The organism is Thioclava marina, assembly GCF_002020135.1.
GTDB lineage: Bacteria > Pseudomonadota > Alphaproteobacteria > Rhodobacterales > Rhodobacteraceae > Thioclava > Thioclava marina.
Genome location: NZ_MPZS01000002.1, coordinates 545017 through 570676, shown reverse-complemented (window position 1 = coordinate 570676; position 25660 = coordinate 545017). Strand labels below are relative to the sequence as shown.

Genomic DNA, 25660 nt, shown 5'->3' with positions numbered 1-25660 from the left:
AAAAATAGTCAGAAATCAACGCCGGAGAGATTTCCATGATAACTTGGCAAATGCGGATCGTCCTGACGATGACCACGGCCCTCTGTGCGCCCGGCGCCATGGCGCAGGATATGTTTCAACTCGACGAGATCACCGTCACCGGGTCGAGTTACAAGACCGAAGGCACCGGGAGCTATCGCAGCGGGCTGATCTCGGTCGGTGAAAAAGCCGCGATGACCCCGCGCGAAGTGCCGCAATCGACCACGGTGGTGACTTACCAGCAGATCGAGGATGGCGGTTACAGCGCACTGGAGACCGCGATGGAAGACACGCCCGGTATCATGGTGCTCAATAACGATGTCGGACGGTCATCGCTGTTCTCGCGCGGCTTCGAGTTCGACTACCTCTACTACGACGGCTTGCCCGCCCCGGTCTCGTCGATCTACGGCACGCAGCCCGATCTCTCGATCGTCGACCATATCGAGGTTCTCAAAGGCCCTTCGGGTCTGTTCATCGGCACCGGGTCGCCCGCAGGGTCGGTGAACATGCGGCTGAAACAGGCTGACCGGACCGATCCCGGCGGCTATGTCAGCTTTGACCTGGATTCGACCGGACATGCCCGCGCAGAGGCGGATTTCGGCGGCAAGCTGAATGCGAATGGCTCTCTGCGCGGGCGGATGGTTGTCGCGTATGGCGATGGAGACGGCTTCGTCGACCAGCAGACGAACGGCGTGAAGCAGGTCTATGGCACGTTGGCCTGGGACATCACGCCTGACACCGAGGCGACGCTGTCGTTGTCGCATATGGAACGCGATATCTCGCCTTATAACGGCTTGCCCAGCTATGCCGACGGCTCGCTTTTGTGGATTGACCCCCAGGCCACGACCGCCGCGGACTGGAACCGGTTCGACAATCAGGTAACGGATGTCATCGCCGCGATCGAACACCGTTTCGGGGCCGGAGCGCGGGTGAAGTTCTCGCTGCGCAATTCCCACCAGACGGGCGATTTCCTCTACGCCTATGCCGGATCGGCGGCGGCGCCGGACAATACCGTATCGAAACTGTCGTGGCTCGCGCGGGACTTCGAGCAAGACTCGCTGGCCGCCGATCTCCATGTCGAACTGCCCTTCACCGTGGGCGGATGGGACGGCATGGCGATCGTGGGCGCGGATGCGCAACGCACGACTTCACGCGTCCTTCAAGATCGTGGCGCGTTTACCGGAAGCTTCGATCTCGAAGAGTGGGATGTCTCCGGCGTGGCACGTCCGACGGTGGACTACACCAGCGCGACGGCGTCGCGCACGGATAGCACGACCAACTCGCGCGGCCTGTACGCCCAGACCCGGATCAAGCCGACCGAGGCCCTGACCCTGATCGCCGGCGCGCGGCTGTCGTGGTATGACACCAGGACTCACGACCTCGTGGCCAATACGATCTCGCGCAGTTCCGAGGACGGGCATGTCACGCCGTTTGCGGGTTTCACCTATGACATATCGACCGCGACCACCCTATATGCGAGCTATTCGGAGATCTTCCAGCCGCAGGATCAGCTCGATGCGTCCGGCAACGTGATCGACCCGCTGGAGGGCAGCCAATACGAGATCGGCACGAAGTCAGAATTCGCAAACGGGCTGAGCCTGTCGGCGGCGCTGTTCCAGCTCGAGCAGAAAAACCGTGCCTTGCAGCCGTCGGGCTCAAGCTCTTACGTCGCACAGGAAAAGGTGCGCGTGCGGGGCTTCGAGGTCGAGGCTGCCGGCGAGATCGGCGAGCACTGGCACCTCGCGGGTGGCTATACCTATTCGGAGTCGAAATACCTCAACGGTCCGACCGAGGGAAATGTCTTCTCCACCTACACGCCGAAGCACATGATCAAGCTCACCGCGGAATATGAGGTGACCGAGGGCGTGCTCGACGGATGGAGCTTCGGCGGACGGCTCAAGGCGGTTTCGGGCTTCTCCTCGGTCTCGCGGGGCACCACGCTAAGTGCACCGGGTTACGGCGTCGTCGATCTGACGGCGGCCAAGGAACTGCCCGGCGACACGGAATTGCGGTTGAGCGTGAACAACGTCTTCGACAAGGATTACTACTCGCGCGTCGGCGGCACCTCCGTGTTCAACTTCCGCGGCGAGCCGCGCAGCGTCAACCTGTCGCTCAAGAAACGCTTCTGATGCGGGCGGGCGCTTTCACGTTGATGGGCGTTCTCGCCATGATTGGCGGGGAGGCCTACGCCCAGCAAGCGCCCGATCCGGGCGCGAGCCTCGGTGCACCGGTCACGCTGGCCCGTAGCGCAAGCTTCGATATCGACGCACCGGGCGGAGCGATGCGGGTCCTCGTGTCGTGGCCGGAGACGCCGCCACCGGCTGAAGGCTACGGCGTGATCTACGCGATGGATGCGAGCTGGAGCTTCGGCACCTTGCGAGATGTGATGGCGCGACACGATGTGGTCGCGCCTGCGGGTGTGGTGCCGAGCGTGATCGTGGCGATTGGCTGGCCCACGCCCGATCTTGTGGACATGGTGCGCCGCGGTCGCGATCTGGTCGGCAAGGACGCGACCGGGCCGGGATTTGCGAGCACTCTGGCTTTGCTCACCGATACCGTTCTGCCGCGCGTCGAAGCGGCTCTGCCGGTCGATCCGCGCCGTCGGATGGTTCTTGGTCATTCCTATGGCGGGGCTTTTGCGCTGCGGGCAGGGTTCGTCCGGAGCGATCTGTTCTCGCATGTGGCCGCCGGCAGCCCTTCGATCTGGACCGACCCCGACTGGTTCCTCGATCCGCAGCGCGCCGTGCCGGGCCAGAAGATTCTGATTGCGCTGGGAGCGCTGGAATATGCCGATGCGGCGGGGGCGGCGGGTACGTCGCCCGAGCGCGTGGCGCGGTTGCGCAAGCGCGATATGGCGGGGCGGGCGGAACGCGTGGCCAAGATGCTGGACGCGCAGCTCGTCGTCTTCGACGGCGCCGGCCACGGCAGCTCTCTTTTGCCCTTCCTCGACCGCGCCGCCAAGTTTCTTGGTGAGTGAATGCGTCCGATGTCCCGTCTCTTTGATCTCTGGCCTCAACACCCCCCGGTCGCTTTCGTCCCTCGCAGTGAATCTGAGGCCTCACACTCGCATCAAATAACCCGATCTTTTTTGTCGCCTATCGTCTGGCCATTTGCCGCGCAAACGTTTATGCGTCGCGCCGCGCACAGCCAGATCTCAGCCATGCCATCCCAGATGAAACGGAACGAGATCATGAAACTTACCATCCTCACAACTGTCCTGGCGCTCGCGAGCGGTGCGGTGCTGGCCGATCCCGTCGAGATCGAAACCGCGCGCGGTCCAGCTTCGGTAGAACAGAGTCCGCAAAAGGTCGCCGTCTACGATATCGCCGCGCTCGATACGTTGCTCGCGCTTGGGGTGACGCCCGCCGGGGTGCCCGAAAAGGTCTATTTGCCACGCTTGGCAGAGCCGGTCGCGAAAGCTGCCAAAGTCGGAACCCTGTTCGAGCCGGATCTGGAGGCGCTCTCTGCGCTGAACCCTGATCTGACAATCGTGGGCGGACGCTCGGCCCCGCAATTCGATGCGGTCTCGCAGGTTGGTCCGGCGATCGACATGACGATATCGCCCAATGTCGTGGGCGACCTGCGCGCCCGCCTTGCAGCCTATGGCAGCTTGTTCAACAAGCAGGATGCGGCGGACGACCTGACCGCGACGCTCGATGACGAGATCGCCGCAGTGCGCGCAGAGGCGCAAGGCCGCGGCACCGCCCTGATCGTGCTGACAAACGGGCCGAAGATATCGGCCTACGGGCGGGGCTCGCGCTTTGGCTGGCTGCATTCGGCGCTTGGTATTCCCGAGGCCTATCCGAACCTCGCGCCGGAGACGCATGGCGATGCGATCTCATTCGAGTTCATCGCGGAGGTGAACCCTGACTGGCTGTTCGTGATCGATCGCGGTGCCGCGATCGGGGCCGGGGGCGCGTCGGCCCGCGAGACGCTGGACAACCCGCTGGTTGCCGGAACCAAGGCGGCGCAGAACGGGCACATCGTCTATCTCGATGCGGGAAGCGTCTACGTCGCCGGCGGTGGCTACACCGCTTTGATGACCACGCTCGAACAGATGCGTGCTGCACTGGTCGGCTGAGCGATGAGGGCGCGGGGTTGGTGGGTAACGATGGCAGTCGTGCTGATCGCCCTGGCAGGCGCAAGCCTTGGCGTGGGCGCCGCGCGCCTGCAGGCGGGCGATCCAATGTCGGCGCTCGTGCTGAGCGTGTCGCGGATCCCGCGCATGTTGGCGGCTGTTCTGACCGGGGCGGCGCTTGCCGTGGCGGGGGTGGTGATGCAGCAGATCGTGCGGAACCGTTTCGTCGAACCCGCCACCGCAGGCTCCCCGGAGGCGGCCGCAGCAGGTCTGCTGGCGGTCACGCTGATCGCGCCGCATGCGCCGCTTTGGGTCAAGATGGTCGTAGCAGCCGCAAGTGCGCTGGCGGGCGCTGCATTGTTCGTTGTCCTCATCCGTCGCCTGCCGCCGCATGAAATCTTCCTCGTGCCGCTGGCAGGACTGGTGCTGTCGGGGGTCGTCGGGGCCGGGGTGACATTCATCGCGTGGCAGGCGGATCTGATGCAATATGTCTCGATCTGGATGCTCTCGGGCGAGTTCTCCGGCGTGATAGCGGGGCGCTACGAGCTTCTCTGGATCGGCGGGGCGGCAGCCGCGCTGGCATGGGTCGCAGCCGACCGCTTCGCGATTCTCGGTCTGGGCCCGGACGCCGCGACGGCGCTGGGCCTGAGCCCGCGCGCGGTGATCAGGTTCGGCCTTCTCGTCGTGGCGCTGGTGACCGCGATGGTCGTGGTCAGCGTGGGCATGATTCCCTTCGTCGGGCTGATCGTGCCCAATCTCGTCTCGCGGATGATGGGAGACAACCTGCGCGCCTCGCTTCCGGTTGTGGCCCTGAGTGGGGCGATCCTCGTCTTGGCGTCGGATCTGGTCGGGCGGTTGATCATCTATCCCTACGAAGTGCCTGCCGGGATCATCCTTGGCGTCTTTGGCGCGGCGGCCTTTCTCGGGTTGCTTTGGCGTGGCGATCGCCATGTTCACTAGGTTCGACGCAGCCGCGCGACTCGCCATGGTCGCGGCGCTGGTCGTCTTTCTGGCGATGCTTTGGCTGTTTCAGGGGCTGGGCGAGGGCAACTGGCGCTTCGTGCTGGCATTGCGCGCGACCAAGCTAGCGTCGCTGGCTCTGGTCGCGGCCTCGGTCGGCGTGGCAACGGTGCTGTTCCAGACCGTGGCGCAGAACCGCATCCTGACGCCCGCGATCATGGGGTTCGACGCGCTCTACCTGCTGATCCAGAGCCTCGCCGTTACGGGGCTTGGCACGATCGGTTTCGCTAGCCTGCCTACGGGCGCCAAGTTTCTCCTCGAAGCGATGTTGCTGACCGGTGTCTCGGTCGCGTTGTTCGGCGCGCTCTTGGGCCGGGCGAGCGCGGAAACGATCGGTCGCACGATCCTGACAGGCATGATCCTCGGCGTGATGTTCCGCTCTGGCGCGGTGCTGCTGGGGCGGCTGCTCGATCCCAATGAATACGCGATCGTGCAACAGGCGAGTTTCGCCAATTTCTCGCGTCCTGCCGGGGGCACGCTGGGCTGGGCGGCGTTGTTAGCACTGCCTGCGCTTGCGGTCTCGCACTGGCTCGGCCCGCAGCTCGACGTGTTGGGATTGGGCCGAGATCGGGCGATCTCGCTGGGATCGGCGCATCGCAGAATGGTGATTGGCGTCCTGGCGCTGGTGGCCGTGCTGACCGCGGTCTCTACCGCGCTGGTCGGCCCGGTCGCCTTCTTCGGGCTGATCGTCGCGGGGCTGGCCCATGCGCTGCTGCCCGGCGCGCGGCACCGCGCATTGCTTGCGGGTGCGGCCCTGCTGGCAATGGCACTGCTGATCAGCGGGCAATGGGCGTTCGAGAGGGTGCTCGGCCTGCGTGCCACGCTCAGCGTGGTGATCGAATTCGCGGGCGGGCTGTTCTTTCTGGTGCTGCTGTTGCGGGGGCGGGTGCGATGATCGAAGTCGAAGGGCTGAGTTTCGATATCCGGGGCGTACCGATCCTGAAATCCGCCGATCTGCGGCTGGAGCCGGGAAAGATCACCGCGTTGATCGGCCCGAACGGGGCAGGAAAATCGACCCTGACTCGCCTGATCGCGCGGATCGAGCCGCCACCGAAAGGCCGGGTGCGGGTCAACGGGCTTGATGTCGCCACCACCCTGTCCGACAGGTTGGCGCGCGAGATGGCGTTTCTCGGGCAACAGACATATCTGGCCTCGCGGCTGCGGGTGCGCGAGCTGGTGGCATTCGGCCGCTGGCCACATTGCCACGGGCGTCCCGGTCCCGCGGATCGCGCCGCAGTGGATCAGGCGCTGACGGATTTCGACCTCGAAACTCTGGCCGACCGGTTCGTCGAGACGCTTTCCGGCGGGCAGGCGCAGCGCGCGCATCTCGCGATGGCGGTGACGCAACAGACTCCATGGCTGATACTCGATGAACCGCTCAACAATCTCGATCTTGCCCACGCGCGCGCGCTAATGGCGCATCTGGCGCGGCTGCGCGACGCGGGGGGCTCGGTGCTGATCGTGCTGCACGATCTGAACTTCGCCGCCGGCTGGGCGGATCACATCGTGGCGATGAAAGATGGTGCTATCGTCGCCGAGGGGCCGGTGGAAGAGGTCGTGACCACAGCACGCCTGAGCGACCTCTACGAGACACCGATCAGCGTCAGCGCCCACCAGGGGCGTCCGCTGGTGCTGCACCACATCTGACAGCACGCGCGGGCGTGGAGGCGAATGCGACCGCGAAACGGCGGAAAACGAGATGAGCTTTGACGACCTGATGCGAAGGCAGACGACCGAGCGAGGCGGGATTTCGTGGCTCCGGGCGGGCCTGCGATGCGGGCGATTGCCGCACTCGCGGTGGGGCTTCTCGCGCTGATCGTGTGAAAACTCTGGCGGCTTATCTGGCTTGCCGCGCGGCCTGAAGCGTCCCGAGATCGAAGGGGCGAGTGGCGCGCGGAGCGGCGGAGAGGATGTGGTGAGCCTGAAGCCTGCGAGCGCAGCCGTGGAAGGGATGATCGCGCGGTCCGACGATCCGCTTCTAGGTCAACCGTTTCAGGCGCGACTTTCGCAGATGTCGTTGCCTGAGCCCGTCGTGACACCGGCCAACACGCCGCCGTTGGAATTGCCGCCGCAGGCGCAACTGCGCGAACTCGATCTGGCACCGCCCCCGCAACTGACGGCGCGCAAGACACGACCCGACACTGAGACTGCGCCCGAGGCCTCAGCCAAGACGATGTTCAAGCCCGAAAGGCAGCAGGTCGCGCGCAAGGCCGGGCCCGCCTCGAAACCGGGCCGGCGCAAGGCGCGACATGCAGGGGCGCCATCGGTCGCGCAGAGGGCGGCGGGGAGGGGGGCGCCGCCAGTGCAGGCGATCGGCGGGCCAACTGGGCAGCGACCCTGTCCAAGGCGCAGGAACAGAATTTGCGCGCGCGGCATGGTGACGGCGCATCTCATGGTGACGCTCTCGGGGCAGCTTGCGGGTGTCTCGGTCGCGCGCTTGTCCGGCAATGCCGCGTGCGACCAAGCTGCGTTGCGGGCGGTCCGGCGGGTAGTTCAGTTCACCGCCGCTCCGGCCGGGCTGACCAACGCCCGCTACAGCTTCGTCCTGAGTATCCGCTTCGCGCGCTGAAACCGCAAGCGCAGGCCCGCGTCGGAGCGGTCCGCGTGGGCCTGAACTTCTCACAGGTCCTTCGCCGACGCGTCGGCCTGCCCGGCAATCCAGTAGCCCGCCGCTTTGAGCCATTCCTTTGGATGACCGCGGGCGGTCAGGTCGTCTCGCAAGGCCCGGGCGACGCTAGCCTCGGCGGCGATCCAGACGAAAGTCCGCGGCGGCAGAGCAATTCGCTCCAGCAACCGGCGTAGCGGCGCGCCGTCCGCCGGATCCGAACGATGCGCCCAGAGCGCAAGGTGATCGGCCTTGGTCTCGATGTCTTGCTCTTCGCCAGCGTCCGCGACAGCGATGAGGCTCGTGACCGGCATGGCGGAGGGCAATTCCTCGATTCGCCGCGCGATAGCCGGAAGAGCGGTCTCGTCGCCGATCAATACCCAGCGGGCGATGTCACCGTCGATGACTTGCGAGCCGCGGGGCCCGGCAATACTTGCCGTGTCACCCACTTGGGCCGCGAGCGCCCAGTTGGTTGCGGGGCCCGCATCGTGCAAGGCGAAATCGATCTCGAGAAGTTCCGCGCCGGGGAGATAGCGGCGGGGTGTATAGTCCCGCATCACCGTCGCGCCGGTGCCATCGGGAACGATGATCTTGATGTGGTCGTCCGGCGCGGCGGAGACGAACCCCGCGAGATCGGGACCCTTCAGCGTCAGACGCAGCATTTGCGGCGTTACGTGCTCGGTCCGGGCAATGGTCAGATTTCGTCGAATGATATCGTGCCGGACCCTGCGGATCCGCGGCATGTCGGTCATATCCAGTCCTTTTCAAATCAGGTTCCGTCCGGTCTGGCGGCGGCTGGACATACCAACGTGCTGACCGGGCACCCCCGGTGACAGTGCGTTGATCGACGTGAACGCTTGCGCGCCCCCTTGCGAGGACGATTGTCAAAGACTTAGTCGAACCTGAAGGCGCGACAAGCGGATTTTGCGAATTTGTCGCCAGCGTCAAGACGCGACTTGTGAAGAGCGGCGCGTTACGAATGAGCCGGGGCCGATGCATGTTGATCCGCTCTCCAACCTGCAGGTTCTCGTTATGAATGCGGGAGCCGCAGGGAACAGGTCAGGCTGCAAGGCCCTGGTCCATCGCAGAGCCGCGTCGCGGCAGACGCCAAGCGCTGCTTGAGGTCGTGTCTTTTGTCCGCGATGCAAATCTCACCCAAAATTCGCTTGTCGACATCAGAGGGGGTGCTCGTTTCGCAGCATGAGGCATTATCTCGATTCCATAGAGTTCAATGGCTTGCGGGTGGTGCGGGGTGCTCGACTAACAGCATGCGGCGTCGCGACCCGAGCACCTTGACAGCTGATCCATGTCGTTAGTCGAGCAGGGGCGATCCCGTCTGCTGCATGCTCGACAATATGCATTCGCGCGCTGCCATGTCGTTTGTCGAGCACCTACCGGGTGCCATTGGTGGCCGGCGACCGGACGCAGCCGGAGCGGTCCCGGGGTTCGACGCGCCGGCCTTGCTTGCCGCTCGGACAGGCCGGTGGTCTCGCTCCACAATCCGGACAGACCATTTCCGCCGTCTTCTCGTCTCGAACCGGCAATCCAATGCCGCATTGTGGGCAGGCAGGCATCCGGTTGCCGCACAGCTTTAAAGGGTGGCAGCGATACCAGCCCGGTCCATCCTGTCCGGGCATGCAGATCAAGTGGCCGCCGCATCGGCCTCAGGCATGCGTCCGCTCCGCGGTGCCGCCGGGGGCTCACGATCTCGTAGCGCGGGTCTGCCCATGCTTCGACTATGCAGGGCCTCAGCGACACCGGAGGCTCTCAGCTTTTCTGCCGCTCGACGAACTGTCCCAGCTTCGAGAGGTTTTTGTTCGCAAGCGTCATCACGCCTCCGACCTTGTTGCGTCGGATCGCGCGCCAGTCCTCGCCCATCTTTTCACGGATCCTGGCCAAGTTGCGGTTGCTCACGCCGCCCAGGCGCATCTTGTAGAGCACTTCGGGGACATAGACGGATCCACCTGTCGCTTGGGAGAAATATCGAAGGATGAAATCGTAATCTGCCGCGATCCGGAAGCTGGTGTCGAAGCCGCCGAGGCGCTCATAGACGGATCGCCGGAGATAGAGGGTCGGGTGGGCCGGCATCCAGCCGCGTTTGAGTTTCGCTGCGCTATAGGGACCCGTCGCCCAGTGCCGCACCACTTTCGTCGTGTCCGCTTGCGAGACATAGTCGAGATTGGAGAAGACTGCTTCGACCTGCGGGTCTTCGAATGCGGCGGCAATGCGGGTGAGCACGTTGTCATGGGCGAGGAAGTCGTCACTGTGAACGAAGCCCACGATATCGCCGGACGCCTGCGCCACGCCCTTGTTGAGGGCATCATAGATTCCCTTGTCACGCTCGCTTACCAGAAACATCCGATCATGCGACGCGCGCTCGATGGCGGCGAGCGAGCCGTCCTTCGACTTGCCCTCAATGATGAGGTGCTCGAGTTCGGGATGGGTTTGCCGGCCGACGCTCTCGATGGCCTCGCCGACCGTTTCTTGGGAGTTGTAGACGGCGGTGATGACGGAAATCTTCATGGGATATGGGGTGCCGATATGAATGCGTTTGATCTGTCTATAGGCAGTGAGGGAGGGGGAGGAAACAGACCAATCTCTCGGTCGGCGCGAACTTGCAAAACGCCCGGCGCTATCCTCGCTTCTTAAGTGAAACCGCATGTCCCTCGCGACCCGACGTCGAACTCTCATCTAAAGCCTTCAGAAAGAGCGAGAAGAGTTGTGCCTGAGAGGAAATTGACAGCTTTCGGTAGGCGTTCTTGCGGTGAACTTTTACCGTCTCGTCGCTGATCACTAGATTTGCGCCGATCGCAGCGGTCGAGTATCCGCGCAGCACCATCGCGATCACTTCACTCTCTCTTGGGGTGAGCACGCCACCGGCTATCCGATCGAGCAGAACCTGCAGCGGCGGCACGGCGGAGTGCGCCGGATTGGCAAGTGCATCTCGGGCGGCTGAGACGCCCCAATGGGCGCGCATAAGGGCTTCGATCACTGGCCCTACTTCGGCAAGCTTCGCGCGCTCGCGTGCGCTGAAGATTGGTTGGCCGCGTTCTCTTGCGAAGCTGATGACAGCGACCCGGCGCGGACCAATAGCAGCGAAGACCCCGATCTCGTCGCGAATGCCCGTGCGGCTGTAGTGCTTGGCGTAATATTCCGATTGGAAAAACTTGTCCGGTGCCATCTGCCGGAGCCCCGCCACTCCGGTGCGGCGTCCGGCCTCGGTCTGCGCGTAGAACGGATCAAGCAAGTAGGGCCCGACGCAGTAATCCCAGATCACGATCCGCGCCGCGTCTGGCGGCAGGTTGTGATAGAGCGATTGTGGTGTCGCGTTGCCCTCATAAGCGAAAACCATGCAAATCTTGTATGGGAACAGCGTCTCTGTCGCCCGATCAAGCGTTCGGGCGAATTCATCCGTTCCCACTGTGGTGATCGCATCGGCGATGCGTTCGTTCCATCCAGACATCGTTCCGGGTCTCGTTTCGATCCGCGCCTAACCCTTCGGGGGTAAGGCTCTACCCCTCGGGGGGTATTGGTGGGCACATTCAAAGCTCTAAGCTGACCATAATTAGGAAAAAATGGAATGCTGCGGAAATGCAAGCTGATACCCCCAATCATGTCGATATGCACGAAATGCTCGATCGGATCGGCGCGCAGCATGTTCACATCGGGATTTTCGACCAGGACGGTATGTTCCGCGTCAAACGGGTCGCGCGCTCGAAGGCGGAGAAGCTCGGTCGGGGCGGCTATCCGTTCTGTGATGTGCTTTACAATTGGGACAGCGCTGAGAAAACCTACGGTGGCGGCGACTATACGGATGTTCCGGCGCAGCTTTTCCCCGAAACATTGCGCGCGTGGCCCTTCGAGGGTGAGCAAGCGATTTGCATCGCCGACTACGCGATGCCTTTCGGAGAACGCTCTGCGCGCAACCAGTTGATCAGGCAGATCGAGAAGGCAGCGGAGATGGGCTTCTCAGTCCAATCGGCCTTCGAGTTCGAATTTAATGTGCTCGATGAGAACGCGTCGAGCCTGCGCGAAGGCGGCTTCGACAAGCCGAAGCACTATGCCCTCGGTAACAAAACCTACTCTCTCGAAACGCTGGCGAACGAGCACAGTCTTTTGGATGGCCTTGTAGACATGATGGAGCGGCTTGGGATCGGCCTGGATGCGCTCCATACGGAATTGGGCCCCGGCTGCCTTGAGGTCCCGTTGACCCATGCGCAGGGTGTCAAAGCTGCCGATGATGCGGCGCTGTTCAAGAATTTCGCGAAGACCTATTTCCGGCGCAATGGGCTCACCGCCTGTTTCATGTCGAAGTTAAACGAAAATCTCTCGGGGCAATCCGGTCACCTTCATGTCTCGCTGCGCAGTCTGAAAGACAAGAGCGCTGCCTTCGTGGATCCCGACGATACGGACGGCTTGAGCCGGACTGCTCGGCATTTCATCGGCGGGCTGGTCGCCTTGATGCCCGAGATGCTCGCGCTTTGCAGTCACACCGTGAATGCCTATCGCCGGATGGTTCCGGGAATGTGGGCGCCGACTTCGGCATCTTGGGGGATTCAGAACCGCACTGTCGCGGCCCGGGTGATGAATGACTCCCCGGATGCGACGCGCGTGGAGTTTCGGGTTCCTTCGGCAGATACGAACCCGCATGTGGCGTTGGCCATGTGTCTCGGCGCCGGATTGTGGGGCATCGAAAATGAGGTCGATCCGGGGCCACCGGCGTCTGGCGATCAATATGTGCTTCAGCCTTCCCCCGAAAGCCGCTTTCCGAGCGATCTTGGTATGGCGGCCGACCGGCTGAATGAGAGCCGGATCGCCCGCGCTCTTTTCGGGGATGTCTTCATCGACAGTTTCGTGCGGGCGCGCCGTCACGAATACGCGTCTTTCCTGCGCCACGTGAGCACATGGGAACGCGAAAGATACCTAGAGGTCGTCTGAAACAAACAAAAAAACGGGCCTAGATCAAACCAACCGGGAGTTAAGAGAGATGACAAAGTCCAAGGGAATACCAATGTTTTCGCCCAATCGCCGCACTTTCCTGCAAGGCATGGGTGCCGCCGGGCTCGCGGGTGCTGGCCTGATGCCTCGGTCCGCGCAGGCCGCCACATCGATGAAGTTCATGTGCTGGGAGGGCTATGACAGCCCCGACATCATCAAGCCTTTCGAGGAGGCGAATGACGTCTCGATTTCGATCGACCTTATCACCGACAGTCCCGGCGGCTTCGCGAAGCTCGCGGCAGGTGCGTGGCGTGACTTTGATGTGGTCGCAACCGACAGCCCCTGGGTGCAGCGCATGGGGCCGGCGGGTATCGGAGAATTTCTCGACGATGCCGAGTTCGCCGATGTCTACGACAGCTTCTATCCGCAGTTTCGCGCGCCTTTCGAGCCGCTCAACTTCGAGGGAAAGACAACGGGTCTTCCGACGCGTTGGGGGTGGGTCGGGCCGACCGTCAACACCAAATATGACAAGCTCGAAAGCTGGCGCAGCTACGCGCCTTGCTTCGATCCAGCCTACAAGGACAAGATATGCGTGCTCGACTGGGGTGACTGGCCGATCATGCCGATGGCGCTCTACGCCGGGATCGACCCCTACAAGGAGCTCGATGACGCCGAGCTCAACGAGATCCGCTTGGTGCTGCGCGCGCTCTTCAAGAATACACGGGCGATCGTCGGTGACCTGTCGGTCGCGCAAAAAGGCTTGATGGACGGCTCGTTCAGGACCCTGATCGGCGGTGGGACCTACTGCACCTCGGCGCTGCGCAAGGATGGACAGAAAGAGATCATGTCGATCGTGCCCGAGCCGAAAGACGGCCTGAAGCAGGGTATCATCTGGATGGAAGCGGGCGGCATCGTGAAAGATCCGGTCGATGACGCGAAGGCCAAAGCGCTCTTGCGCGATCTGACCTCGCCCGAGGTCGCCGTCAAGCTCGCCTGGACGGAAGCGACCTGCAACCTCGTCCCGTCGCAGAAGGCCGAGGCGTTGTTCACGGACGAGCAGAAAGACGTGCTGCAGATGGATTACATGTGGGAGGCCTGGGACAAGTCCCACTTCCACAATGTCGCTCCGAACATCGACCAGATGCTTGAGATTTGGTCTCAGGAACTGGCCGCCGCGCGTTGAACTACTGCTTTGCAAGGGTGGCTTTCGCCGCCCTTGCTCTATTTCTGAGACAGGAACTCCCCCCTTGGTTTCTCCCATCATCAAAGCCTCCGGAATCGAAAAATACTACGGCACCTATCGCGCGCTTTCCGATATCTCTCTGGAAGTCGCGAACGGTGAATTTCTGGCGCTCGTCGGACCATCAGGGTGCGGAAAGACATCGCTGCTCAAGATCCTCGCCGGATTTGAGGATCTCTCGGCGGGCAGCCTCGTGATCGACGGAAAGGACATGGCGGGGATACCCGCCTCGGCCCGACCGACGCGGATGGTGTTTCAGAAACTCGCGCTGTTTCCTCACAAGACCGTCGCGCAGAATATCGGCTTTCCGCTTCATCTTGCCAAACGCCCGAAATCGGAAATCGACACTGCGGTGCGCAGAATGTTGGAGCTGATGCACCTCAAGGAAAGCTATCTCAACCGATTTCCGCATGAGCTGTCGGGAGGCGAACAGCAGCGCGTGGCGCTCGCCCGTTCCATGGTGTCGCAACCTCCGGTGCTGCTGCTCGACGAACCGATGAGCGCGCTCGACGCGAAGCTGAAGAAATCCCTGCAGGCAGAACTCAAACACCTGCACCGCCATGTCGGGACGAGTTTCGTTCACGTCACTCACGATCTCGAGGAAGCGATGATGCTCGCCGATCGGATCTGCGTGATGCGCGCGGGACGGATTGTGCAGCTGGGTGCGCCATCCGAAATCTACTATCGCCCCGCGGATGCCTTCGTTGCCGGGTTCATCGGAGACACCAATCTCTTGCCCGCCAAGGTCACGCGAGTTGGCGAGGGGTTCCGGTTCTCGTGCGAGATACTGGATTGCACCGAACCTCTCCTTTCAGCCGATCAGGTGGCGCCCGGAGTTGCAGCAGGAGGCGATGCGGCGCTTATGATACGGCCGGAAATGCTGCGCCTGCTTCCGCAAGGCGAGAATGCCGAATGCACCATTGTCGGCACGGTGAACGAGTATTTCATCCGTGGCGCTTCCATCCAGTATCGGATCGCAGCGGCTGGCACCGAAATCGTGATGGATATCCCCGGCACCTCCACTCTGCCCGCAAAGCAGGGCGATGCCGTGAGGCTCGGTCTCGCGCTGGGCGACCTGTTCGCTGTGGGGGCCTGAGCGATGGCTGAGATACAGAAATCCTGGCGAGACGGAGCGTTGCGCCTGTCGACCTTGCCGCTCTTGCTGCTGATGGGGCTGTTCTTCGTGATCCCGCTGATCATGACGGCGCTTCTGAGCTTTCAGGGCACCCAATACTATCGTCTGGTCTGGACCTGGGATCTGAAGGTCTGGACCGACGTGTTCAGCCAGGTCCATTACTGGACGATCATGTGGCGCACCTTGGTGATGGCGCTGATCTGCACTTTGCTCTGCACGGTCCTGGCGATCCCGATCGCTTATGGCATGCTCCATCGGCTGTCGCGTTGGTCCGACCATATCACCCTGTTGATGGTCTTTGCCTTTCTCACAGACGCCGTTCTGAAGACCTTCGGTTGGGTTCTGTTTCTCGACCGCTCAGGCGTGTTGAACGGCACGCTCGAGGCGATTGGATTTCCGGCCGCTTCGGTGAACGTGCTGTTCACGCCGAACGCGACGATGATCGGCATGGTCTACAATTTGCTACCCTACACGATCTTCACGGTTGCGCTTTCGATGGCGCGGATCGACGGGGATCTGGTGCTGGCGGCACGCGATGCCGGCGCCTCGCGGTTGCGAGCCTTTGTCGAGGTGACTTTGCCGCTTGCCAAACCCGGCATCTGGGCGGGTGCGGTCTTGGTGTTTGTCCTAAGTCTCGGGGTTTTCCTCGAACCCAAGGTTATGGGGGGCGGGACCTCTCCACTCGCGGCAGAGCTGATCCGGCAGAGTTTCGAAACCAGGGTCAACTGGCCGCTTGGGGCGGCTCTGACGCTCGTTCTGATCGTGATCGGTGCAGCGGCTTTGACGGTGTTCGGAGCGGTCGCTCTCTGGCAGGCTCGGAGGGTGGCAAATGACTGATCTCATGGAAAAGCGGATTGCGGATGTCGTGCTGTATGGCTCGGTGATCGCGGCGCTTATTTTCTTCTACATTCCGATTGCCACGCTCGTTCTTTTCTCTTTCACCAAGAGCCGCTTTCTATCCTGGCCGATCCCGGAGTTTTCGACGCGCTGGTATGGAGAGCTGCTGGCAGATCGCGACTTCTGGTCGTCGCTGGGGAACTCTGCACTCCTGGCGGTTCTGGCAACGCTGTTCGCCACGCTTCTGGGCATTGGCGGAGCCTTCGCCTGGACCCGCTACAAGTTCCGCTTCCAGTGGGGCTTCCGGATCCTGACCTTCGCACCGCTCCTGTTCCCGCAACTGCTGTTGGGCGTCGTGATGCTCTTGTGGTTTTCGGTTCTGGCTGGATGGCTGAATTTGTCGCCGGGGCTTTGGTCTGCAGTGATCGGGCATGTCATCTACATCACGCCTTTCTGCATCGTGATCATCTCGGTGCAAATGCAAGGCTATGACAACACGCTCGACTATGCCGCCGAGGATGCGGGGGCGACCCGCTGGCAGATTTTGCGAGAGATAACGCTCCCGCTGATCTGGCCGGGTATTTTCTCTGCAGCGGTTTTTGCTTTCCTGCTCTCCTGGGGGAATTTCTACATAACTTACAGCCTCTCGGGCTCGACGCGCACTTTGCCGACTTTCGTCTTTTCAGGGATCGCAGTGGGCTCTTCCCCGATCTATCCGGCACTTGCCACTCTGACCTTCATGCCAGCCTTGGTGTTGATCTTTGCTGTCGACAGACTGCGCAAACGTGCCGCTCGTCGTCGCCTGAGCAAGATCGCCGATAGCTGATCAATCTGACAGGAAAACTCGATGACCGAATACGATTTCGCAAATCTTCAAACCCGCTGGAGCTTTCCGACGCTGGTCTGGTTCGGCGCCGGGCGTCTGTCCGATCTGCCGGGCGCTTTGGCGGAGATTGGCGGAAAAGCACCGCTTATCATCACCGATAGAGGTCTGGCCGCGTCTTCAATCATCACTGGGGCACAGCAAACGCTCAAAGCCGCTGGCATCGCCTCCGGTTTCTTCTGTGAAGTGCAGCCGAACCCGACCGGCGAAAATGTCGTCGCCGGGTGCGAGGTATTGCGCAAAGGCGGCCACGATTGCGTCATCGCGATCGGCGGTGGGTCCGCGATGGATGCCGCCAAGGCCGTGGCGATGATGGCGGGGCAAACCCGTCCGCTGTTGGATTTCGAAGACATCGGCGACAATTTCCGGCGCGTTCAGACAAATGGGATGCTGCCGGTCATCGCACTCCCGACCACTGCAGGGACGGGCTCTGAATTCGGAAGGTCGTCGGTGATCACCGATACTGACAGCCACCGCAAGGTCATCATCTTCCACCCCAAGATGTTGCCCGAACTGGTCATCCTCGACCCTGAGCTCACGGTCGGCCTGCCGCCTGTTCTGACGGCCGCAACGGGCATGGATGCGCTCTCGCATGCACTCGAAGCACTATGCGCACCGGGATGGCACCCGATGGCCGATGGCTTGGCGCTTACGGCTTTGAAGATGATCGACGGCGCTTTGGCGTCTGCCTATTCGGAGCCGGGCAACCTTACTGCGCGCTCGAATATGCTTGTTGCATCAGCGATGGCTTGCACGGCTCTGCAAAAAGGGCTTGGGGCGGTTCATGCCTTGGCGCATCCGTTGGGCGCGCGTTACGATGCGCATCACGGCATGCTCAACGCGGTCTTGATGCCCCATGTGCTCCGCTTCAATCTCCCCGCTGTCAGCGAACAGATGGCGACGCTCGCGCATGAATTGCGTCTGGAGGGAAGCGATCCCGGTGCGGCCGTTCTTTCTTGGCTCGAGACGTTGCAGGCGCGGGTCGATATGCCGTCGAGCCTGAGCAAGATGGGCGTGAACGTGGACGAAACCGAAATCCCCGGCTTGGTTGCTGATGCATTGCGAGACCCGTGCGCCTTGGGAAATCCGATCCCCCTCAATGAGGCCGGTGTCGAGCAGATCTTGCGAGCTGCGCTCTGATCGGGTGGCCTGCAACACGCTCGATCACCTTGCCCGCGGAAAATGGAGGCAGACATGAGAGTCGCGATCGTTCAACCGCAACCGCTCTCTTCTGACCCGGCTCAGATATTTGCGATTATCGAGACCTGGGTAGACGGTTTGTCCTCGCTTGGCGTTGATATGGTCGTGCTTCCAGAGCTGATCCTGCCTGGCTATAATCGGCCCGAGGACCATCGCTCGCAGGCGCAGCCATTGGGGGGCTCTTGGTGCAAGGCGATGGGTGACATCGCGCGCAAAAACGGCTGCGCTATTTGTTATGGCTGGGCAGAGCGGCTGGACGATGATGTGTTCAACGCGGCCTCTGTGGTCGACAAGACCGGCGCGCGGGTCGGCCACTATCGCAAGATTCAGCTTTTCGGTGACATGGAGCGAGCGAGCTTCGCTTTCGGCACCGAGCCACCGCCAGTTTTCGACCTGAACGGCACCCGGACGGGGCTGCTGATATGCTACGATATCGAGTTCCCTGAACATGCACGCGCCTTGGCAAGAGCCGGGGCCGAGTTGATCCTTGTGCCCACGGCGAACCCGGTTGGCTATGATCACGCCCCTGATCTGCTTGTGCGGGCCCGCGCGAGCGAGAACGCTGCAGTGGTTGTCTATGCAAACTACTCAGGCCCTGATCGAGAAGTCGTCTTCGGCGGCCTATCGGTGATTGCGGGTTCCGACGGACAAGCTTTGGCGCAGGCCGGAAGAGGGCCGGCAATGCTTATTGCGGACGTGCCGGAGCCGACGGATTATCCAAAAGAAGCAATCTCGGTCCAGTTCGACGATTTGCGGAGCTTGGAGTAAGGGGGGCTCATTCGATGGGACCCGCCACAGAACTTTCGCCCATCCCTCCGAGAGCCCGCTTGGTGCTCATGCCGATCGGCGCAGACAGAGCAATCGCCCGAGGCGCGGAGCACTCGTCTCCCGCGAGCCGGGGCAGGCCAAAGCGCTGGGGGCGATCTGACGCCTTTCGGGTGAGGATAGTTCGCAGCGACGGTCCATCGGGAAGAACACCCAGTCCATCCAGAACAATTCCGACGAAAAAAGTAAACTAATATCTGGTCAAGCGCCCGGTAACGCGATAGTGAGACCGCGGTGCGCAGCCAATCATCAGCCACGCCACGAATAGTTCGCTGGAGGATAGAGGATGATTGGGTGCTCTTTGGGGGGATGTCTCGGGCTTCCCGTTCGGAAGCCATCGCTTCGAAACCCTCACTCATCTGAAGTCCTTGAATTTGGCCTCCTTCCAAGACGCACAAGTTCCAAGGAAACAGACGATGTTCCCGAATGATCTCTCTCCGATTTTCGCTACGACCCTCGAGCGCATCCGCGATTTCGTTCTGCTCGGCGGACCTGCAATGTGGGCGATCGCTGCGCTCTCAGTCGCGACCCTCGCGGTGATCCTGTGGAAGCTGTGGCGGTTGATCCTCTTCGGCGCGTGGTCGGGCGGGCGCCATAGCGAACGCGCGCTTGAACTCTGGTCGAAGGGAAAACGCGCTGAGGCGGTCGCGGAATTGTCAAACCGCCATTCCGGGCGCGCACGACTTGTGCGTGCGGCAATGGTCGCGGCCCGTGACCCAGCGTTGCCGCTCGAGGCGGCACAGGAAGAAACTGTGCGCGTTGCGCGGAAGCTGCTCGCTCAGGCACGCGCAGGACTGCGCGGCATCGAGCTGGCGGCGGTGATCGGCCCGCTTCTCGGCCTTTTCGGCACGGTTACCGGCATGATCTCAGCGTTTCAGGCTCTTCAGGAGGCCGGCTCGCGCGCCGACCCCGCGACGCTTGCAGGGGGCATCTGGGAAGCGCTGCTGACTACGGCGGCAGGCATGGCTGTCGCCATTCCCGCGCAGGTCGCCCTCGCCTGGTTCGACTCCGTGGTCGAAAGGATGCGGCACGACATGGAAGACGCAGCGACGCGGGTCTTCGTGGCCCGGTCCGCCGCCCGCGATCTCCAGGAGAACGGAGCCCAAGCCCAGCCACGGATCGTGGGAGCGGAGTGATGCTGAGTTTCGAGGCGCACCGTCCCGCGCGGCGGCCCAACCTCACGCCGATGATTGACGTGGTTTTTCTTCTGCTCGTCTTCTTCATGCTGGCGTCGCGCTTCATCTCGGAGAGCACGGTCCCGCTGGCCAACGCGGCGGGGCAGGGCGGGCAAGATCCCGCCCCGCTGCGGCTTGTCGACATCGGCCGGGAGGGGCTTGAGCTCAACGGTAGTCCCGTCTCCATCGAGGGTTTGCCGGCCGCACTCGCCGCGATCGACAGCACACCCGACGCGCCGGTGGTGCTGCGCGGACGCGAAGCGGCGTTGCAGGGTTTGGTCTCGGTGGTCGAGAGTCTGCGCGCCGCCGGCTTCACCCGATTGGTTCTGGTGGAGTGAGCGATGGAGTTCCCACACCCGCGCAGAAGCGGCAACGACGCCAATCTCCTGCCGATGATCAACGTCGTCTTCCTGTTGCTGATTTTCTTTCTGATCTCGGCGCAGCTTGCTCCGCCCGAGCCTTTCCCCGTCACGCCCCCCAGCGCGCGGGATCAGGAACAACAGACGGCTGATTTCACACTCTATCTCGATGCGTCCGGCCAGCTGGGCTACCTCGAAGGGATGAGCGGCGAAGCTGCAAATGACGCGCCCTTGATAGCCGCGTTGCAGAGCGCACGCGCGAGCTATTGCGCCGCGCATGATTGTGACGCGTTGCCGCCCCGGCTGTTCCTGCGCGCAGATAGCAAGGCGCCCGTGGCGCGGATTGCCGGGCTTTTACCGGCTCTCGGCCAAGCGGGCTTTGCCCAGACCGATCTCGTCGTTCAGTCAGAGGCGGTAGAATGACGCTGCGCGGCCTTGTTGAACTCAGCTTTTTCATCGCGCTCGCCTGCGCGGTGCATGCCGTCGTTTTCTGGGTGGGGCCCGAGTCGAAGGGGCTCGGCTCGGCCGGGGCCGAGGGCGACAGCTTGATCAGCCTCGCCGCCGCGAGCCCATCCGTGCAGGAGATGGTCGAGCGTTTCGACAACCCGGCGAGAACCATGCCGGAACTCGCCGAGCCGTTGCCCCCGCCTCGGCTCGAGATGCCGAAAATCGAATTGCCCCCTCTACCCGCGATGCTTGACCTGCCTCGGATATCGACGCCGCCGCAGGAACGGCCACCTGAACCGAAGCCCGAGGTCGAGGCGACCACCGCCGCGCCGAAAGTATCGAAGCCGCCGCAGCCCAAGCCCAAGCAGCAGACAGCCGAACCGCCTCCGCGCAAGGCGGCTCCCGCCCCGAAGAGGCCGGCCCCTCAAAGCCGCGATTCGACGGCTCAGCGCGCCGAAGGCCTAGGCGGTCAGACGGCGGCCGGCACGCGCCGATCGGAAAGCACAACTTCGCTACCCGCTGAACGGCGCGCCAATCTGATCCAGCAGTGGGGCAACGGACAGATCCGGTCCCGGATCGAGCGACGCAAAAGCTATCCATCCGCCGCCGGACGAGCGAGCGGCACCGTGACACTGAGGGTGACGGTCACGCTGGCGGGACGTCTTGCGGGCGTGTCGATCTTGAACTCGTCCGGAAATTCCGCCCTCGATCGCGCGGCGATCTCTGCGGTGCAGGCTGCGAGCCCGTTTCCGCGCGCACCGGCCGGACTAACCAAACCAAGTTATTCATTCAGCATCGCTCTTCGCTTCACCCGATGACACGCACCGAAAACCCACGCCGCTACTCCCGACGCGCCGACACGCTTGTCCGCAACTCGCGCCATGGCGCGGCTGGATGGCTCCGCTTGGCGAGCGCCTGGCGAACCGGGGGTGTCCTCATTCGTGTGATGCGATCACCTCATAGCCCGACCGAGAACGGAAACGGGCTGCACGCTTGGTGCAGGAACACGCTCAAGCGTGTTTCCGGACACCGCTCAAAAGGGATAGCCAGCAAAACCGCGCGCCAATTCCGTCGAACTTCAGACAGGGAACTGGCCTCATGTCTCATAGACCTCTCACGCGCGCATCGCGCATTCTTTTGCTCACAGCTTGCGCCTTCGAAGCCCTCACACTGACTGCCTCGACCGCACAAGCACAGGAAAGCATCGAGCTTGACCCGATCACCGTCCGGCGGTCGGCCTGGGAATGGCTCAGCTCTCTTCTGACCGAAGATCCGGCAGATACCGGCACGACGACGCTCGATAGCACCGCGTTGCGCAACCGGGGCGACGGATCGGATGACGCCAACGAGGCGTTCACCAAGCTTCCCACGGTGCAGGTGGCTGGAGATGCGGACAATACGGCCGGTGAGAACGCGGATACGGTTCTTGACCTGCGACCGCGCGAAATGTCGATCTCGGGTGCCCGAACCGATCAGAATACGGTCATCGTCAACGGCATGCCGGTCAACTCTCTGACCGGAAACGAAGACCCGTTCGGCGCCACCCCGCTGGACGAGGAATTCGGCAACGTCAATTTCAATTCGATCTACGGGCTCCATTCGCAGACCCAGTTCATTCCTTCGAGCCTCGTGGAAACGGCCACGCTGACGGATTCAAACGCCTCGGCGGAGACGGGCGGGTTCCAAGGCGGTGTCCTGCAATATGATCTCGTAAAACCTTCGCGCGAGGCCTCGGGCAAGCTGAGCGTCTCGTTTCAGAATGACAGTATGACCCGCTATGAACTGGGCACCGAAGACGGCACCAACCCCAAGGACAGGGCCAAGCCGGATTGGAGCAAATGGAGCTATTCGTTCCAACAGACAATGCCGGTTGGCGAAGCTTCCTCGCTGGTCATCGGACATTCGACCCAGCACGCGGAATCGGTCAAGGAGGTCTTGCCCCAATACCGCCGCGGGACGGCGGAGAGCGAGAGCGACTCCCGCTTCTGGCTGCTCGGTTTCGCGCATGATTTCAAAAGTGACAACACGTTTAACCTGACTGGAACCTGGAGCGACTACTATCAAGACTGGGAATCCTACTATGTCGACGGGCAGCAAATCGACCAAACCAACGAGTCGCGGGCGTTGACGGCAAGTTGGCAAGGTGGATTGGGAGATTATGCTCTCGGGCGAACGCAACTGAGCAACCTGCGTTTCTCGCTTGATGTCAACATTCAGGATAACGCCACCCGCAATCTTGCGAATTCGAACGTCTACTATTCGTGGTATGGCGCGTATCGCGATGGCTACGAGACAGATGCCTTCAACGACTGGTGCGACAGTTCCATCGACTATACCGGCGCCACGGGGGTCCCGTGTCGCACCGGCGGGATCGGCGACCGGGCCTATGAAGACCAGCGCGCGCGGCTCGCCGGAAAACTCACCGGCGACATTTGGCACGGCACCTTCAAGTTCGGGGCCGCCGTCGAGCATGTAAATGCACGGCGCAAGGGCGAGGGCTATGTCTACAATTCCTCCACCACCCGGACCACAACGGGCAGCTATGTCTGCCCGGCCGACGCGGACGATTGCATCCCGACCCAGTTCTTCTCCACCCGCGTCGTGCAGCCCGCGTATGATGTCGAGGTCGATGCGACAAAGGCCGAGGCTTTTTTCGAACTCGACCAGAAATGGGGCGAATTCGGCCTGCGGGCCGGATTGCGCGCGGATTACAACGATTATCTGAGGAATCTCGATATCGCTCCACGCCTCGTTGCTACCTGGACGCCGACCCCCTCCACCACTCTGACGCTGGGGGCCAACCGCTACTACAGCGCCGATTTCCTGACTTACGCGATCCATGACGCTGTGCCCCGTGGGATCACCCAGCGGCGCACCGCGACCGATGGCGTGGTCGGCGAGTGGACGACCTTGATCGACAACGGCTCCTATTACTACTCGCAAGGGAACCTCCGGACCCCCTACACCGACGAATTGTCTTTCGGCGCGACCTGGACCGACAGTGTGACGGATGGCACTTGGCGCGCACGCATCATCGACCGCCACGGCAAGGATCAGTTCGCGGGCACCTATGAGGGCAGGGCTGACGGAAGCCGTTCGCTGTATCGGCGCCTGACCAATGACGGCACCAGCCGCTATCGCTCCTTCACGCTCGAATATGAGAAGAAGTGGCAGCCTAGGACACAGTCCCGGCTCGACTATGTCGGGCTGACTTTCTCAGGCGTCGTCGCCGCGCGGAAGGTTTCTGCCGAGAGCTATTTCGGCAGCTCGGAAAATGGCGAGGCGATGGAATTCATCTGGTATAAGGACCAGTCCTATACCCGCGACGAATTCGATGCGGCCACTGGCAATTTCGACATTCCGGTGCGGGCAGCACTGGACGTGACGGGCAGCTGGAACGACGGCGGGCTGATTGCCGGTCTGTCTACCGGCGTGACCTTCGCCTATGACGGGGCGCGGTGTCAGGCTTCGTCCAGCTCGAATTGCGCCGAATCCGACCGCGACAATCCGGTCTATGGAACCCAGCCCCACCTGCTTTTCGAACCTTTCCACTATGATGCCGTGGTGACCGTCGATCTCAATATGCAGGCCCGGATTGCCGAAGTGCGCGGAAACCCGGTGATGCTCGAACTGAAGATTTCCAATCTGTTTGACGAGCGCGGGAACCGGACCGCCTCCACGTCAAATCCCTGGATTGCGGGGCGCTCGGGCTGGCTCGGCACCACGATGACATGGTGAGCCGATGTCTGCTTTGCATCGCCCTCTGCTGACCGCCGTGTGGACTCAACGCTGGCTCTGGCCAATCTGGGGCGCGGTGGCGCTTGTGCTTCTCGTCGGGGTGGAGGAGAGCCGCCGCCCCGACCTGTCAGACCCCGCCGATCTGCGCCAAATTTATTCGGGCGACCCCGCACTCTGGCCACGCGCCTGGATCGACGAGGGCGTGGATTTCGTCGAATTGGCGCCGATGGTGCTTCCTGATCCGCCCGCCCCGGGCAGTGCGCAAGCGGCCCGCGTGGCATTGGGAGAGCAGCTCTTCAAAGACCCGGTTCTATCTGACTCGGGCCATATCGCCTGCGAGAGCTGTCACAACCGCCGGCTTGGCTGGTCCGACGGGTTGCCGCGTTCCTTCGGGCACGAACGCGCCGAGGGCCGACGCAATGCGCCCTCGCTCTATGCCGCAAGCACGCGTGATGCGTTGTTTTGGGATGGGCGGGCCGCCAGTCTCGAAGAGCAAGCGATCGGGCCCCTGACGGCGCCTGAGGAAATGGCTGTGCGCGATCTTGAAGAAATGGTTGCGCGGGTTGAGGCGAAGGCACCCTACCTCACGCTTTTCGGCGAGGCGTTTGGCGAGGAAGAGGTCACTCTCGACGCCATTACCCAGGCACTTGCCAGCTTCGAGCGCCAATTGGACCGCCAGAGCGATCTGGACCGTTTCCTGTCAGGAAAGCCTGATGCTCTAAGTGATCCGGCGGTCCAAGGGTTGCATCTGTTTCGGACCAAGGCGCGTTGCGCCAATTGCCATTTCGGCCCCACGCTCTCGGATGGAAGGTTCCACAATTTGGGCCTCTCCTATTTCGGGCGTCGTTTCGAGGATCTTGGTCGCTACGAGGTCACCGGGGTAAGCGAGGATGCGGGCCGTTTTCTTACCCCAAGCCTGCGTCACGTAGCTCGCTCGGCACCCTATATGCACAACGGCCTCTTCCCAAGCCTTAGCGGTGTGGTGGCCTTGTATAACGGCGGCGGCGGTGCTTCGCATGCTCGTGACGAGAAAACGAGTGACCGACCGTTGTTCGGCGCCGCAAAAACCAGCTCCCCGCATCTCCGCCCGCTTGCTTTGAGCCAAGACGAGCGGGCAGCGCTTGTGGCTTTCCTGAACGCACTTTGAACGCGCCGGGACCGG

General features: G+C 62.4%; 23 protein-coding genes. 20 read left to right on the top strand and 3 right to left on the bottom strand.

Annotated features, from left to right (window positions below):
• Positions 1 to 35: 35 nt before the first annotated feature.
• From BMG00_RS12920 to BMG00_RS12895, 7 genes are all read left to right on the top strand, one after another.
• Positions 36 to 2147: a TonB-dependent siderophore receptor gene (locus BMG00_RS12920; protein ID WP_078574626.1), complete on the top strand. Its 2112-nt coding sequence runs from the start codon at positions 36 to 38 to the stop codon at positions 2145 to 2147.
• Positions 2147 to 2995, top strand: coding sequence for an alpha/beta hydrolase (locus tag BMG00_RS12915; RefSeq protein WP_245795032.1), 849 nt, complete (start codon positions 2147 to 2149; stop codon positions 2993 to 2995). Before BMG00_RS12920 ends, BMG00_RS12915 begins: the two co-directional genes overlap by 1 nt.
• A 213-nt stretch (positions 2996 to 3208) precedes the next feature.
• The gene (locus tag BMG00_RS17400; RefSeq protein WP_093470136.1) at positions 3209 to 4099 is read left to right on the top strand and encodes a siderophore ABC transporter substrate-binding protein; all 891 of its coding nucleotides are present in this window, start codon (positions 3209 to 3211) and stop codon (positions 4097 to 4099) included.
• A 30-nt stretch (positions 4100 to 4129) separates the two neighbouring features.
• On the top strand, positions 4130 to 5056 hold the full coding sequence (locus tag BMG00_RS17395; RefSeq protein ID WP_093470089.1) for an ABC transporter permease: 927 nt from the start codon (positions 4130 to 4132) through the stop codon (positions 5054 to 5056).
• A complete protein-coding gene (locus tag BMG00_RS12905; protein ID WP_078574821.1) occupies positions 5046 to 6011 on the top strand; it encodes an iron chelate uptake ABC transporter family permease subunit in 966 nt (321 codons plus the stop codon). Before BMG00_RS17395 ends, BMG00_RS12905 begins: the two co-directional genes overlap by 11 nt.
• Complete coding sequence (locus BMG00_RS12900; protein WP_078574625.1) at positions 6008 to 6763, top strand: iron ABC transporter ATP-binding protein; 756 nt, start codon at positions 6008 to 6010, stop codon at positions 6761 to 6763. Before BMG00_RS12905 ends, BMG00_RS12900 begins: the two co-directional genes overlap by 4 nt.
• Before the next feature lie 268 nt (positions 6764 to 7031).
• Complete coding sequence (locus BMG00_RS12895; protein WP_096349014.1) at positions 7032 to 7685, top strand: energy transducer TonB family protein; 654 nt, start codon at positions 7032 to 7034, stop codon at positions 7683 to 7685.
• Positions 7686 to 7735: 50 nt separating this feature from the next.
• On the opposite strand, the gene BMG00_RS12890 is transcribed toward BMG00_RS12895, so the two are convergent.
• From BMG00_RS12890 to BMG00_RS12880, 3 genes are all read right to left on the bottom strand, one after another.
• The gene (locus tag BMG00_RS12890) at positions 7736 to 8473 is read right to left on the bottom strand and encodes a siderophore-interacting protein (protein ID WP_078574624.1); all 738 of its coding nucleotides are present in this window, start codon (positions 8471 to 8473) and stop codon (positions 7736 to 7738) included.
• Positions 8474 to 9488: 1015 nt separating this feature from the next.
• A complete protein-coding gene (locus BMG00_RS12885; protein ID WP_245795031.1) occupies positions 9489 to 10382 on the bottom strand; it encodes a glycosyltransferase family 2 protein in 894 nt (297 codons plus the stop codon).
• A complete protein-coding gene (locus BMG00_RS12880) occupies positions 10354 to 11184 on the bottom strand; it encodes a helix-turn-helix transcriptional regulator (protein ID WP_078574622.1) in 831 nt (276 codons plus the stop codon). Before BMG00_RS12880 ends, BMG00_RS12885 begins: the two co-directional genes overlap by 29 nt.
• A 128-nt stretch (positions 11185 to 11312) precedes the next feature.
• On the opposite strand from BMG00_RS12880, the gene BMG00_RS12875 reads away from it, so the two are divergent.
• The 13 genes from BMG00_RS12875 to BMG00_RS12815 all read left to right on the top strand — a co-directional run bounded on the left by BMG00_RS12875 (position 11313) and on the right by BMG00_RS12815 (position 25645).
• Positions 11313 to 12659, top strand: a complete 1347-nt coding sequence (locus BMG00_RS12875; RefSeq protein WP_078574621.1) for a glutamine synthetase family protein — start codon at positions 11313 to 11315, stop codon at positions 12657 to 12659.
• A 73-nt stretch (positions 12660 to 12732) separates the two neighbouring features.
• Entirely contained in the window at positions 12733 to 13842 is a 1110-nt protein-coding gene (locus BMG00_RS12870) for an ABC transporter substrate-binding protein (protein WP_158521725.1), read from the top strand.
• A 64-nt stretch (positions 13843 to 13906) separates the two neighbouring features.
• A complete protein-coding gene (locus BMG00_RS12865; RefSeq protein WP_158521724.1) occupies positions 13907 to 14995 on the top strand; it encodes an ABC transporter ATP-binding protein in 1089 nt (362 codons plus the stop codon).
• A gap of 3 nt (positions 14996 to 14998) precedes the next feature.
• Positions 14999 to 15871, top strand: coding sequence for an ABC transporter permease (locus BMG00_RS12860; protein ID WP_078574618.1), 873 nt, complete (start codon positions 14999 to 15001; stop codon positions 15869 to 15871).
• On the top strand, positions 15864 to 16697 hold the full coding sequence (locus BMG00_RS12855) for an ABC transporter permease (protein ID WP_078574617.1): 834 nt from the start codon (positions 15864 to 15866) through the stop codon (positions 16695 to 16697). The genes BMG00_RS12860 and BMG00_RS12855 overlap by 8 nt, the downstream gene beginning before the upstream one ends.
• Before the next feature lie 21 nt (positions 16698 to 16718).
• Positions 16719 to 17894: an iron-containing alcohol dehydrogenase gene (locus BMG00_RS12850; protein ID WP_078574616.1), complete on the top strand. Its 1176-nt coding sequence runs from the start codon at positions 16719 to 16721 to the stop codon at positions 17892 to 17894.
• Between the two features lie 54 nt (positions 17895 to 17948).
• Entirely contained in the window at positions 17949 to 18722 is a 774-nt protein-coding gene (locus BMG00_RS12845; RefSeq protein WP_078574615.1) for a carbon-nitrogen hydrolase family protein, read from the top strand.
• A gap of 473 nt (positions 18723 to 19195) precedes the next feature.
• Positions 19196 to 19915: a MotA/TolQ/ExbB proton channel family protein gene (locus BMG00_RS12840; protein ID WP_078574614.1), complete on the top strand. Its 720-nt coding sequence runs from the start codon at positions 19196 to 19198 to the stop codon at positions 19913 to 19915.
• On the top strand, positions 19915 to 20292 hold the full coding sequence (locus tag BMG00_RS12835) for an ExbD/TolR family protein (protein WP_078574613.1): 378 nt from the start codon (positions 19915 to 19917) through the stop codon (positions 20290 to 20292). The genes BMG00_RS12840 and BMG00_RS12835 overlap by 1 nt, the downstream gene beginning before the upstream one ends.
• A 3-nt stretch (positions 20293 to 20295) precedes the next feature.
• Entirely contained in the window at positions 20296 to 20736 is a 441-nt protein-coding gene (locus BMG00_RS12830; RefSeq protein WP_078574612.1) for an ExbD/TolR family protein, read from the top strand.
• Positions 20733 to 21578 (top strand): energy transducer TonB family protein, encoded by an 846-nt coding sequence (locus BMG00_RS12825; RefSeq protein ID WP_078574611.1) that lies wholly within the window; start codon positions 20733 to 20735, stop codon positions 21576 to 21578. The genes BMG00_RS12830 and BMG00_RS12825 overlap by 4 nt, the downstream gene beginning before the upstream one ends.
• Before the next feature lie 280 nt (positions 21579 to 21858).
• On the top strand, positions 21859 to 24498 hold the full coding sequence (locus tag BMG00_RS12820) for a TonB-dependent receptor (protein ID WP_078574610.1): 2640 nt from the start codon (positions 21859 to 21861) through the stop codon (positions 24496 to 24498).
• A gap of 4 nt (positions 24499 to 24502) precedes the next feature.
• A complete protein-coding gene (locus BMG00_RS12815) occupies positions 24503 to 25645 on the top strand; it encodes a cytochrome-c peroxidase (protein ID WP_078574609.1) in 1143 nt (380 codons plus the stop codon).
• Positions 25646 to 25660 lie beyond the last annotated feature (15 nt).

Excerpts from the sequence above, each read along its gene's own strand:
- BMG00_RS12920 (WP_078574626.1), top strand. The coding sequence starts at position 36 with ATGATAACTTGGCAAATGCGGATCGTCCTGACGATGACCACGGCCCTC.
- BMG00_RS12915 (WP_245795032.1), top strand. The coding sequence starts at position 2,147 with ATGCGGGCGGGCGCTTTCACGTTGATGGGCGTTCTCGCCATGATTGGC.
- BMG00_RS17400 (WP_093470136.1), top strand. The coding sequence starts at position 3,209 with ATGAAACTTACCATCCTCACAACTGTCCTGGCGCTCGCGAGCGGTGCG.
- BMG00_RS17395 (WP_093470089.1), top strand. The coding sequence starts at position 4,130 with ATGGCAGTCGTGCTGATCGCCCTGGCAGGCGCAAGCCTTGGCGTGGGC.
- BMG00_RS12905 (WP_078574821.1), top strand. The coding sequence starts at position 5,046 with ATGTTCACTAGGTTCGACGCAGCCGCGCGACTCGCCATGGTCGCGGCG.
- BMG00_RS12900 (WP_078574625.1), top strand. The coding sequence starts at position 6,008 with ATGATCGAAGTCGAAGGGCTGAGTTTCGATATCCGGGGCGTACCGATC.
- BMG00_RS12890 (WP_078574624.1), bottom strand. The coding sequence starts at position 8,473 with ATGACCGACATGCCGCGGATCCGCAGGGTCCGGCACGATATCATTCGA.
- BMG00_RS12885 (WP_245795031.1), bottom strand. The coding sequence starts at position 10,382 with ATGCGGTTTCACTTAAGAAGCGAGGATAGCGCCGGGCGTTTTGCAAGT.
- BMG00_RS12880 (WP_078574622.1), bottom strand. The coding sequence starts at position 11,184 with ATGTCTGGATGGAACGAACGCATCGCCGATGCGATCACCACAGTGGGA.
- BMG00_RS12875 (WP_078574621.1), top strand. The coding sequence starts at position 11,313 with ATGCAAGCTGATACCCCCAATCATGTCGATATGCACGAAATGCTCGAT.
- BMG00_RS12870 (WP_158521725.1), top strand. The coding sequence starts at position 12,733 with ATGTTTTCGCCCAATCGCCGCACTTTCCTGCAAGGCATGGGTGCCGCC.
- BMG00_RS12860 (WP_078574618.1), top strand. The coding sequence starts at position 14,999 with ATGGCTGAGATACAGAAATCCTGGCGAGACGGAGCGTTGCGCCTGTCG.
- BMG00_RS12855 (WP_078574617.1), top strand. The coding sequence starts at position 15,864 with ATGACTGATCTCATGGAAAAGCGGATTGCGGATGTCGTGCTGTATGGC.
- BMG00_RS12850 (WP_078574616.1), top strand. The coding sequence starts at position 16,719 with ATGACCGAATACGATTTCGCAAATCTTCAAACCCGCTGGAGCTTTCCG.
- BMG00_RS12845 (WP_078574615.1), top strand. The coding sequence starts at position 17,949 with ATGAGAGTCGCGATCGTTCAACCGCAACCGCTCTCTTCTGACCCGGCT.
- BMG00_RS12840 (WP_078574614.1), top strand. The coding sequence starts at position 19,196 with ATGTTCCCGAATGATCTCTCTCCGATTTTCGCTACGACCCTCGAGCGC.
- BMG00_RS12835 (WP_078574613.1), top strand. The coding sequence starts at position 19,915 with ATGCTGAGTTTCGAGGCGCACCGTCCCGCGCGGCGGCCCAACCTCACG.
- BMG00_RS12830 (WP_078574612.1), top strand. The coding sequence starts at position 20,296 with ATGGAGTTCCCACACCCGCGCAGAAGCGGCAACGACGCCAATCTCCTG.
- BMG00_RS12825 (WP_078574611.1), top strand. The coding sequence starts at position 20,733 with ATGACGCTGCGCGGCCTTGTTGAACTCAGCTTTTTCATCGCGCTCGCC.
- BMG00_RS12820 (WP_078574610.1), top strand. The coding sequence starts at position 21,859 with ATGTCTCATAGACCTCTCACGCGCGCATCGCGCATTCTTTTGCTCACA.
- BMG00_RS12815 (WP_078574609.1), top strand. The coding sequence starts at position 24,503 with ATGTCTGCTTTGCATCGCCCTCTGCTGACCGCCGTGTGGACTCAACGC.